Source organism: Leptospira neocaledonica, assembly GCF_002812205.1.
In the GTDB taxonomy this organism is placed as follows: Bacteria; Spirochaetota; Leptospiria; order Leptospirales; family Leptospiraceae; genus Leptospira_B; species Leptospira_B neocaledonica.
The window spans coordinates 139,851-150,394 of sequence record NZ_NPEA01000001.1 but is presented as its reverse complement, the minus strand read 5'-3'; the positions used below and the strand labels follow the sequence as shown (position 1 = coordinate 150,394).

Here is a 10,544-nt window from a genome sequence, read left to right as displayed (position 1 = left end):
CAAATATGCAGGGACTGTGAATGAAAAAAATCTTAAAGATTGTTGGAGTATTAATTATCCTTTTACCGGTTTCGGGTATCGGATTTTTATATTTTAAATTTCCGAATGCCGAACCTGCTCTTGAAATTTCCGCAGGAAATAGTACAGAGCGTATACAAAGAGGAAAATATCTCGCCAACCATGTAACGGTCTGTATAGATTGTCATTCCATCCGGGATTGGTCAAAGTTTTCCGGTCCATTGATCCCGGAAACAAGGGGAGAAGGTGGAGAAGTTTTTGATCAAAAGATCGGCTTTCCTGGCTCCTTCGTTGCTCCAAATATTACTCCGAGCGCCTTGGGTAAATGGACGGATGGAGAAATTTTAAGAGCAATTTCCAGCGGAATTAACAAAGAAGGAAATGCTTTGTTTCCAGTTATGCCTCACCCCGCATACGGACAAATGGATAAGGAAGATCTGATTTCTATCGTTGCTTATTTAAGAAGTCTGGAGCCAATCGAAAAGAAAAATCCTAATTCTAAACCAGATTTTCCATTTAACTTGATCTTAAGAACGATACCCAGTCCCGCAAAGTTTGGTAAACTTCCTGATAAAACAGATAAGGTTGCTTATGGAAAATATCTGTTTGTTGCAGCTGCTTGCACAGAATGTCATACGAAGCAGGATAAAGGAAAACCGATTGCAGGTATGGAGCTTGCTGGAGGGTTTGAATTTCCTTTAGGTAATGGAGCTAAAATTATTTCTGCAAATATAACTCCGGATAAAGAAACTGGATTAGGTAATTGGACCGAAGCCCAGTTTGTCAAAAAATTTAAGAGTATGGAACTTCCTTTATATAAACCTCATTCGGTGAAAGAGGGAGATTTCCAAACGATTATGCCTTGGACAATGTATGCGGGAATGACAGTGGAAGATTTAGCTGCTATGTTTGCTTATTTGCAAACCGTTCCTTCCATCAAAAATAAAATTAATAATTAACTCTATTTTAGTGAACAGAAGGGAGGAATTCTCCCTTCTTGCATATATCATTAATTTTTAGCTAAATCAAAAATTCCTCTTTCGATCGAAATCCCGAGTCTCTGCAACATTCCAGGCATATCAAAACCTTCTTTTTGGTAGGAAGTCTGCACTTCCTTTTTCGCATTCGAAATTGCTTCTTCATTTTCCCAAATTGCAACAGTCACAAATTGGATCTCGTCTTCACTTCTTTCACGGATATAGGCGGAATCTTGGATAAAACCAGGAAGGCTTTTAATCAAGTTTCTATTTACCTTGACTCGAGTAAAAAATTCTCCTTCCGCTTTTTTAGGCACGATAAATGTATCAATCAGAACTTTTTGCATTTTTTGGTTCTCCTTTTGGAAATAGAATACTCTATCCAGAGAAGCAAAAATTGTAAAAATTCAGGATTTTACCAGTAAGGAGTAGAAAGTTTAAAAAACTGTTTTGGAGTCTCATCGGTAAAAGTTTTGAAATCTTTGATAAAATGAGCCTGGTCAAAATACCCCGCTTCTTGAGCAGCTTCTGTTAAACTTGTTTCTGAAGAATAGGAATCGATAAAATTTCTCAACCTCACCAGGTTGGAAAATTGTTTGGGACTGGTGCCGATCATTTCTCTAAATCTTTTTTCATAAGAATCTCTGCTAATAGGCATTCCCATTAGTAAGTCGACAATTTTCAGATTTCCCTTGGATTTTCTAATCTTACGAATTGAATCCAGAATTAGATTATCTTGTTTAGATCCAATCCATTCAGAAATTAGGAAATTTTCTACAATTGAGATCTTTTCAAAATTTGTTTTTGTATGGAAAAGTTTCTCTTCTATTTCTGAAATTTTCTTTGGAGAAAACAAATGATTTAGAGATAAATTCATTTCGAATAAATGGTGGAGAGGTTCTTTGATAAAACTGGCAGCTCCACCTTCTTTAAAAATAACTAATAGGGTAGAAGTCTTCCTCGAATATTCAATCAACCTTGGTATACGCCTTAAGCCTGCGATGCCAGAAATTGGAAGAACATCCTCCTGGTTTTCTATCTTATGAGAAATCTTTCCGTTAAGTCTAAATGAAATTACAAGGGAAGATCCGGGTAAAATTTTATTTTGCATTCCACTCTCGCTTCCAATGATCAGGAATTGGCGGATATATGGTTGTAAATTTTTATTCGGTAAAAAGGTTTCAATATTCACGAGAGAATTCTTACAAGTAGGCTCTTTCTTCTCTCAAAACTCTCAAGCAAAAAAACGGATCTTTCTAATTTCCCAAATAAGACCAGAGATTAAACCTAGTCCAACGGAGAAAAATATCCAATCTAATGGTATTTTTTGAAAACCGAATAACTTAAGGCTAAATTCAAATTGGAAACTTGCGACCAAGGCAGAAGCCGCTAAAAAGAAAATCCAGAACGCGCTGGAATACAAGGATCTAAGAATAGAAATAAATCCTCCTTTATGAGTCAAATTTGTAAGCATCAAACTAAAGTTAGAGACTACTAAAAATATGAAACCGAAGGATCTGATTTGATTTTCATTATGACCATTTTGTTTCATACAGAAATATAAGACCAATAGTAAGACGAGAACGATTGCTCCTTGGGAAAAAGAGAGAAAAAATCGAGAGAAGGTCATTAGGCTGGAATTCTTTCTACTTGTATTAGAAAAACGATCTCCTTTTTCCAACTCCAATGACTCAAAAACGATGGAGCAAGTTGGATCTATAATCAGCTCCAATACTAGTATATGCGCGGGAAAAAAGAAAATTGGATCTCCAGTGAAGGCTGGCAATAACGACATGCCTATGATTGGGATATGAACGGATACAATATAAGAAATACTCTTTTGTATATTCTCGTAAATCCTTCTTCCCAAAAATACGGACTTTACTATGGAGGAAAAATTATCATCTAATAATACTAGATCGGAGGCTTCTCTAGCTACATCTGTTCCTCTTTTGCCCATAGAGATCCCGATATGAGCGGTTTGTAAAGCCAGAGCATCGTTCACTCCGTCTCCTGTCATTGCAACTATCTCTCCCTTTTTCTGAAATGCCTTTACAATTTTCAATTTCTGAGCAGGTTTGATTCTGGAAAAAATCCCAACTGTGTCCAATTTAGAAGCTAACTCTTCTTCAGTGAGTTTTTCTAATTCGTCTCCAGTTATACTCTCCTTGTGATCTACTAATCCTATTTTAGAAGCTACTGCTTTTGCTGTTCCAGCATGATCTCCTGTTATGATAACCACTCTGATCCCTGCTTGGATACATTCCGAAACGGAGGCAGGTACAGTTTCTCGGATAGGATCCTCCAATAAGATCAAACCTAAAAAATTGAATTCAAAATCATGTTGGTTTTCTGGAAGAGAAGAATTTACAATTTCCGACTTCGCTACTCCGATTGCTCTGTATCCTTGCAGAGAATAATTTTCTGTGATCTTCTCCCAGTATTCTGTTCTTTCTTTCGAAAAATGGCAAAGATCAAATATTGCTTCAGGTGCACCTTTGGTTCCAATTACAAATTTTTCCTGGTTTTCCGAATTCCAGGCGTAACTGAGTGCAAGTAACTTAGGGGAAAGCGGATATTCCTTTTCTAAAGTCCAATCCGCATGAAGATGTTCGGTATCATATAGAAGATTGATTCCTAATTCTCGAATCGCTTTTTCCATTGGATCGAAAGGATCCTTTTTGCACGCGAGAATGGAAAACTCCAATAACAAATGAAATTCTTCGGAGACTTCAGGAGTTTTAAATTCAAATAAACTATTTTCTAAAGAAGAAACTAAACCTTTAACCTTCATTCGGTTTTCGGTTAAGGTCCCTGTTTTATCCACACATAGGACAGTTGCAGCCCCAAGTGTTTCTATCGAGTTCAAGTTTCTTGTCAAAACTCCGCTTTGAGAAATTCTCCAAGCTCCTAATGAAAAAAAGACACTAAGTACTACCGGGATTTCTTCAGGTAATACTGCCATCAAGAAGGTAAGTGTGGCTAAGACCGCCTGTATCCAATTTCCATTCCGCGTCCCGAGACCATAGATTAGAAAGAAGGAAATCACTAAGGCTCCTAAAAAGAAGAATGAAGTGAACCTTTTAGCTTCCTTTTGAAGTGGGCTCTCTGACTCGGAAATTTCTTCCATTTCTTTTCCGATAGAACCTATGTATGTGAAGTCTCCAGTGAATAAAACTTTAAAGATCCCTTGTCCGGAGACTATCTTTGTTCCTGAATAGATTTTTTGCGAATCTGAATATGGCCCTTGGTTGTGAAGATCTGTTTCTTCCTTTAAAACTGGAATAGATTCTCCGGTTAAAAGAGATTCGTCCGAATGTAAATTTAAACCATCTACCAAGTATCCGTCTGCGGGAACCTTATCTCCTTCCGCTAAAAAGACTATATCTCCCGGAACAATCAGGGAAGAATCAATTTCTATCTTTTTTCCTTCTCGTATAACTTTCGCCCTTAGCGGAGAAAGTTTCCTCAAAGATTCTAAAGCTTTTTCAGATTTATTCCTTTGGTAGATGGTTAAAGAAATAACTACGATCACTGCAATGGAAAGTGTGACCGCTTCTTCTAAATCCCCCAATATCGCATAGATAAAACCGCATGCCAAAAGTAGGGAAAGCATCGGCTCGGAAAGTATAGAAAGACTGATCCTCCAAAAGGATTTCTTTTTTAGTTTAGATTCGTTTGGTCCAAACTTTCGGAGAAGTTTCGAGGCTTCCAAAAAACTTAAACCTTGATAAAAAATCTCCGTAGTTGGCGGCATAGATATAGAATGAGCATGTATCCGATCTTTATCGCAAGATCTTTCTTAGAAAAGTCAGATGACTGAGTGACTTAAGATCTTTTAGAATGGGTCCGAGTATTCCAACCAAATAGGGAATAAATGGGACACCAGCCTACAATACCTGTGGCAAGTATTATAAAACCGACTGCAAAAATCGCAAGCTTATATAGATCCTCTATATAGAAGGCCCATGTAACTAGGGAGGTACCTAAAACCACTCTAAATGCTCTATCCCAAAAATTTGAATTTATAAATTTCATATGTAACACCTATTGACCAAATCTCTATTAGAAATAATCTTTCATTTTAAGTCTTTGTCAATGTTTGGACGGATATAGAATCGTGCGAACCTAGTGATAAATATCATCAATGCCTGAATTCGGAAGTATTATGAAAGTTGATCGTTACATTATCAAAACTATATTGAAAACATCCGTAGAGTATGTCTTCATTATTTCTTTAGGAATATTTCTGATCTTTTTAGATGAGAGTGAATTTGCAGGTTTGGAGATTAAGTATCTTATTCTCACTATGGCTGGCTTTAAATCCTGGTACTTTTTGACCAAAGGTTTCAGAAGGATCTCCGAATTTTCCGGATTAGACCTGAAATATTATGAATTTCTTGTATTTATTGCGTTCAATATCAGTGTGATTGTTTTATCGTTCGGTTTCGATTATTTTTGTATCTATAAAACGGATATAAGCTCTTTTTCAGGTGTTCCTCAGGACTTAGGCTATCCTTCTCTATTTTTCAAATTTGTTTATTTTAGCCTAATGATTTTTACCAATATAGGGATTATTAAAATTGTACCGGAAAGTACTGAGGCGGAGATCTTGGTGATTTTCGAAGCGATCCTATCCTTCATCACTATCATCTTTATTCTTTCCGATTTTCTAAGTCTGAAAGAATCCTTGAGCAGCTCTAATATTAAGAGTGCGGACCCCAGCTAGGAAGCACCCAAATTCCCTTTTACAATTTCGATCCTTCTGAAATACATGTAAAAGCTTTATGAAAAAAATCCTGATCACCGGTGGAGCCGGATATATCGGCTCCCATATGAATAAATATCTCCATAAGTTGGGTGTGGATACTGTTGTATTCGATAATCTTTCTAACGGCCATGAGAAGGCGGTAAAATGGGGAAAGTTTTTCAAGGGAGATTTATTAAATAAAGCGGATTTGGACCGGGTATTCTCAGAGCATGAATTCGAAGCGGTTATTCATTTTGCGGCATTTGCATATGTGGGCGAATCAGTTACCGATCCCCAGAAATATTATATTAATAATGTGGTAGGAACTCTCCAACTTTTAGAAACAATGAAGAATCATGGGGTTAAATACTTCATCTTCTCATCTACCTGCGCCACTTATGGTGCTGTTACAGAAGTTCCTATCTTAGAGACGACTCCCCAGAATCCGATCAATCCTTATGGTCAATCTAAGTTAATGATCGAAAAAATTTTGTCGGATTATTCTCATGCATACGACTTAAAGTATGTCGCTCTTCGTTATTTTAATGCTTCCGGCTCCGATTTGGACATAGGAGAAGAGCATGATCCGGAAACTCATCTTCTTCCAATTGTAATTGAAAAAGCCTTAGGTAAAAGAGATTCACTCACAGTAAATGGAAACAATTACGATACAGAAGACGGGACTGCAGTTAGAGATTATATCCATGTAATGGATCTGGCCCAGGCACATTATCTAGGATTGGAGTATCTGAAAAAAGGCGGATTTTCGGACTTCTTTAATCTAGGGACAGGACAAGGATTTTCTATTTTGGAAATTATCAAAACAGTGGAAAAGGTCTCGGGAGTGCAGATCCCTTATAAGATCGGTCCCAGGAGAGAAGGGGATCCTGCTAAATTGATCGCGGATAATACAAAAGCCAAAAAGGTTTTAGGTTGGGATCCTAAGTTTGCAAAAATAGAAGATATAGTTTCCAGCGCTTGGGAATTTCACAAAAACCATTCTCATTAAAAAGAAAAGGTTTCTTCCCCGATTGGAGAAGAAACCTGAAAGATCGGTAAATAGTGATTAGAATTCTGCTGTTTCGTTTTCTTCTATAATGGACCAAGCGCCGGTAATCTTATTCAATTTATATTTGTAAGTTAACTGTTTTCCACATGTGCTTACACTTCTGCTAAGATTACGGGTTCTTAATACGGTTCCATTCAGCTTTAGTTCAATATCCAAAGCGGTCCCGAAACAATTTGCGTTAATCAATTCCACAGTGAACTCATGTTCTGAACCGACACTCATCGCATTATTCAAATTAATCTCAGGTCCCGTATACACATCCGCTTCCGGATTTGTGGAGAAGAACTCTTGTCCATCCATTAAGAAACGAACCTTATCATCCACTTTTCCAAGTTTTGCAGTAAATACCTGAGGATTTTCGGAATAAGTTGCTTCACAATCTCTTTGGTCATACACTGTGGTGTAGCTCATTTTAGCCACGGTTCTGTCTTTCAGATAGTTTAATGTATAAGCGATCGGAACTCCAGGGTTAGCGGCGGAATAGTTTGCAGCTTCCGGATTTGCTAAGAAGTTACGGATAGCTTGGTACATACTTCCCGGAGTAGCGGAATCAGCCGCACTGATCGGAGCAAGAGCGAGACCTGCATTTCCACCTCTTACAAAATAAGCGATCCTGGTCTTGTCTAGGACCTGCTCATGAGTTACGGAAACTTCTCCACCAATTGGAGGTACAGGAGAAACCGCGGAAAGAATTCCAGGGTCCCAAGCAACTTCCAATGCTGTTTTTACTTGAAGTGCTGTATATTCCGATTCCAAAAGGAAATAAACCACTCTTCCGTAAGATACTTTAGAAACATATAATGGAGGATTGTTTGCAGAAATCTGCCCTTCCGGATCTTGGAAGTTAGCTCCATCTTTAAATACTGATGTAGAAAGAGTTGGATCCTCGAAATTTACATCATAGAATTTCTGGGTGAACTTCATCAAAATATAGTTCTTTTTACCCAGATTGTCTATTCCAAGGCTGACCTTTAGACCAACATCGGAGAAACGAGCATCCAATCCAAGATTGAATAAAAGGTGATTCTCATTATACACCTGCTCCACGCTAAAGGAAGCATCTGCAGCAGTTCCTACAACGTCAGTGGATAGAATGTCCTGAATCCCTTGTTGGATATTAGATGCGCTTACTTGCGGCAACTCTTTAGAGTAGATCGCATTTGGGCTGAGTTTTAAACCGGTTAGGAAAATTTTACCTCCGGATCTTGGAATGGTAACCGGAGTATACCCACCTGCTTCCAGAAACTTACCTTGTAATAAAGCGCCTGGATAAATTACTTCGGCTCCTTGGTTTAGAATGGCCCGATCCACAAGGCTTCGTACCTCGGATGCTCCCCACTTAGTAGTGGTGCAAGAATAATGCCCATTCTTGGATTCCGGAACAGGGATACCCGCAGGAAAAGGAGTAATTGTTTCGTTACTGGAAGAAGAAAGAGCCTGCCCATAGGAAGGTTCCGTATATAATTCGCCTGCTTCCGCGATTTTAACTGCTCCAGGTCCCGTTTCTTCCACTTGTTTAGAGGAACCAGAGCCCGCTAAGAAGCCCAATAAACCGCTTAAGTTAGATTGATTTGGGGAACAACTCGCTAAGTATCCCGCAGTCAAAGCCACGGCTACAGAAGGTTTGATCCAATTTTTCACTATCTTCATTCTTTCAAAATACCTTATTTCTTTTCAGTGCCTACAGAATTATCTGCCCAAATTTCTGTAGCAAGCGCTAAAATAAAATCATGAGATTTTTATTTATTATTAAAACATAATATATAAGAAGAATACAAAATCAGATGTAAGTCTTCTTGATAGAAAGTAAGAGATGGCTTAAAATATAAGTAAAAATTAAGCGCTTATTTTTGAGGTAGTTTTTGGGGGAATTTTAATAAAAGGAAGGAGATAGGAAAGAAGAAGGTCACGGATGCGGATCTTCTTTCTGCGAGGCAAACAAAGAAGATCCGCCGAAAGAATATTATTTTTTTATAAATGTTAAGAAATGTTCCACTTCCTTTTTGGAACCTACAACGAATGTGGTTCTTTCATGAAGCTCTTCCGGTTCCAGATCCAGGATCCGCTTACCTTCTACAGTAACTGCCATTCCACCCGCTTGCTCTGCAATGAGCGCCATTGGAGCAACTTCGTATAAAAGTCTAAGTTTTCCTTTTGGATATTTGGAAGATTTAGTATCGTTCGGATATAAGAAGATACCACCTTTCAAAAGGTTTCTGTGAAAATCCGCTACAAGAGAGCCTATATAACGAAGCGATTGAGGTTTACGTCCCCCTTCGATGGATTTAATATTTCGGATATAGTTTTTCACTTCATCCGACCAATAATCGTAGTTCCCTTCATTGATGGAATAGATTCCACCAGACTCAGGCATTTTCATTTCAGGATGAGAAAGAATAAATTCCCCACAAGATGGATCTAATGTAAAACCGGAGACACCCTTTCCAACACAGAGAACAAGCATGGTAGAAGATCCGTAAACGATATATCCTGCTGCTCTCTGTTTAGATCCTTTTTGCAAAAGATCTTCTTTCGTTCCAGGAGTTCCTTGAGGAGAGGTTCTCAAGTGAACCGAAAAAATAGTACCAATAGAAACGTTTGCATCAATATTAGAAGAGCCGTCCAAAGGATCGATCGCGATCGTATATTTTCCGACCTTATAACCTGTAGGAATTGTGATGATATCTTCCTGTTCTTCGCTTCCCATTACGCATAAATGCCCGCAGCGGGTAAGTGTATGGGTAAAAATTTTGTCTGCGTATTCGTCCAGTTTCATGACAGTTTCGCCCTGGACATTGGTTTGTTCGGTGGCTCCTAAGATATTTTCTAAAAGACCGGCTTTTCGCACTTCTCTAGAAACAACTTTGGCGGCGTATACGAGATGGCTCATGAGTGCCGTAAAATCCCCGGTGGCCTGGGGAAGTTTGAGTTGTTCCTCGATTAAATATTGGGAAAGACTCATTAATTGGGTAGGGTGGGCGCTCACTTGCGTGTTCTCCTTTTTGCTTTTTAGCTATACCGGATATAAAATCGCTCCAGGGCAGCTTGACAAGCCTGATTTCTGGCAACCTTTGCTCGCCGCTAAATAGATTTTGTAGCGATTTATCTAAAAAAGAAGGTTTCCTTCTTACGAAAAAGTTAGGCTTTTAGAGAGCCCCTAGTCGATATTTCTAAATGAGATGGAAACAGCGAACGAAAGACAGCCTATCCCGGATGTGTTCGAAGAATTTACGAACCAGTTCTTAAGAGATGTTAAAAATTCACTCAGCACAGAAATGGTGCTGACCCATTTTTATTTTCAGGACCTTTCCCAATATTTCAAATTACTTGGAGAACAAAAGTCCGGAGAAATTGTAGAAGAATTAAAATCCGTGATCCAGGCCCATCTTCGTCCGTACGATAAACTTTATGTTTTAAATTCCAGATCCTTCTTAACTTTTTGTCCTGATTGTAGATTGGATATCGTAAAAAGTAGATTCGACGAAGTGATCTTCCAAGTGAACCATCTGATCATAGACTACGAAATTAAATTTCTAGAATTCACTGAACCTTTGGATTCCTTCCAACCGGTTTACGAAAAACTTCTCAAAGCACATTTTTAAAATATCTCCGCGTCTTAGTGACTCTGCGTGAGATAAAAATATATAAAATTGGCACGCAGAGACGCAAAGGTTCGGAATGGTACTAATCGCCTGTGTATCTTCTTCGCATTATTTCCTTTCTCTGGTTA

At 38.3% G+C, this 10,544-nt stretch carries 10 protein-coding genes; 4 read left to right on the top strand and 6 right to left on the bottom strand.

The genetic code is table 11. The features are described from left to right. Positions 1-20: 20 nt before the first annotated feature. Complete coding sequence (locus CH365_RS00700; RefSeq protein WP_100766689.1) at positions 21-977, top strand: c-type cytochrome; 957 nt, start codon at positions 21-23, stop codon at positions 975-977. Between the two features lie 50 nt (positions 978-1,027). On the opposite strand, the gene CH365_RS00695 is transcribed toward CH365_RS00700, so the two are convergent. The 4 genes from CH365_RS00695 to CH365_RS00680 all read right to left on the bottom strand — a co-directional run bounded on the left by CH365_RS00695 (position 1,028) and on the right by CH365_RS00680 (position 5,033). Beyond that, complete coding sequence (locus tag CH365_RS00695; protein WP_100766688.1) at positions 1,028-1,342, bottom strand: antibiotic biosynthesis monooxygenase family protein; 315 nt, start codon at positions 1,340-1,342, stop codon at positions 1,028-1,030. A gap of 68 nt (positions 1,343-1,410) precedes the next feature. Next, positions 1,411-2,187 carry a helix-turn-helix domain-containing protein gene (locus CH365_RS00690; protein WP_100766687.1) on the bottom strand — a complete coding sequence of 259 codons (777 nt, stop codon included), beginning with the start codon at positions 2,185-2,187 and terminating at the stop codon, positions 1,411-1,413. Between the two features lie 42 nt (positions 2,188-2,229). After that, positions 2,230-4,752 carry a cation-translocating P-type ATPase gene (locus tag CH365_RS00685; RefSeq protein WP_100766686.1) on the bottom strand — a complete coding sequence of 841 codons (2,523 nt, stop codon included), beginning with the start codon at positions 4,750-4,752 and terminating at the stop codon, positions 2,230-2,232. A 71-nt stretch (positions 4,753-4,823) separates the two neighbouring features. Beyond that, positions 4,824-5,033: a YgaP family membrane protein gene (locus CH365_RS00680; protein WP_100766685.1), complete on the bottom strand. Its 210-nt coding sequence runs from the start codon at positions 5,031-5,033 to the stop codon at positions 4,824-4,826. 130 nt (positions 5,034-5,163) lie between these two features. On the opposite strand from CH365_RS00680, the gene CH365_RS00675 reads away from it, so the two are divergent. Together CH365_RS00675 and galE are read left to right on the top strand one after the other, a co-directional pair. After that, a complete protein-coding gene (locus tag CH365_RS00675) occupies positions 5,164-5,724 on the top strand; it encodes an ion transporter (RefSeq protein ID WP_100766684.1) in 561 nt (186 codons plus the stop codon). A 58-nt stretch (positions 5,725-5,782) separates the two neighbouring features. Beyond that, positions 5,783-6,754 carry a UDP-glucose 4-epimerase GalE gene (galE, locus tag CH365_RS00670; protein WP_100766683.1) on the top strand — a complete coding sequence of 324 codons (972 nt, stop codon included), beginning with the start codon at positions 5,783-5,785 and terminating at the stop codon, positions 6,752-6,754. Between the two features lie 57 nt (positions 6,755-6,811). Here galE and CH365_RS00665 read toward each other — a convergent pair whose 3' ends face one another. Both CH365_RS00665 and fbp read right to left on the bottom strand, forming a co-directional pair. Then, positions 6,812-8,464, bottom strand: a complete 1,653-nt coding sequence (locus tag CH365_RS00665) for a thiol-activated cytolysin family protein (RefSeq protein WP_100766682.1) — start codon at positions 8,462-8,464, stop codon at positions 6,812-6,814. 313 nt (positions 8,465-8,777) lie between these two features. Continuing rightward, positions 8,778-9,800, bottom strand: coding sequence for a class 1 fructose-bisphosphatase (gene fbp / locus CH365_RS00660; RefSeq protein ID WP_100766681.1), 1,023 nt, complete (start codon positions 9,798-9,800; stop codon positions 8,778-8,780). A 193-nt stretch (positions 9,801-9,993) separates the two neighbouring features. On the opposite strand from fbp, the gene CH365_RS00655 reads away from it, so the two are divergent. Continuing rightward, positions 9,994-10,416: a hypothetical protein gene (locus tag CH365_RS00655; protein WP_100766680.1), complete on the top strand. Its 423-nt coding sequence runs from the start codon at positions 9,994-9,996 to the stop codon at positions 10,414-10,416. The last annotated feature ends 128 nt before the right edge of the window (positions 10,417-10,544 follow it).

Bases quoted from the DNA above. Each gene is read 5' to 3' on its own strand.
- CH365_RS00695 (WP_100766688.1), bottom strand. From the start codon at position 1,342: ATGCAAAAAGTTCTGATTGATACATTTATCGTGCCTAAAAAAGCGGAA.
- CH365_RS00655 (WP_100766680.1), top strand. From the start codon at position 9,994: ATGGAAACAGCGAACGAAAGACAGCCTATCCCGGATGTGTTCGAAGAA.
- CH365_RS00675 (WP_100766684.1), top strand. From the start codon at position 5,164: ATGAAAGTTGATCGTTACATTATCAAAACTATATTGAAAACATCCGTA.
- CH365_RS00665 (WP_100766682.1), bottom strand. From the start codon at position 8,464: ATGAAGATAGTGAAAAATTGGATCAAACCTTCTGTAGCCGTGGCTTTG.
- CH365_RS00680 (WP_100766685.1), bottom strand. From the start codon at position 5,033: ATGAAATTTATAAATTCAAATTTTTGGGATAGAGCATTTAGAGTGGTT.
- galE (WP_100766683.1), top strand. From the start codon at position 5,783: ATGAAAAAAATCCTGATCACCGGTGGAGCCGGATATATCGGCTCCCAT.
- CH365_RS00700 (WP_100766689.1), top strand. From the start codon at position 21: ATGAAAAAAATCTTAAAGATTGTTGGAGTATTAATTATCCTTTTACCG.
- CH365_RS00685 (WP_100766686.1), bottom strand. From the start codon at position 4,752: ATGCCGCCAACTACGGAGATTTTTTATCAAGGTTTAAGTTTTTTGGAA.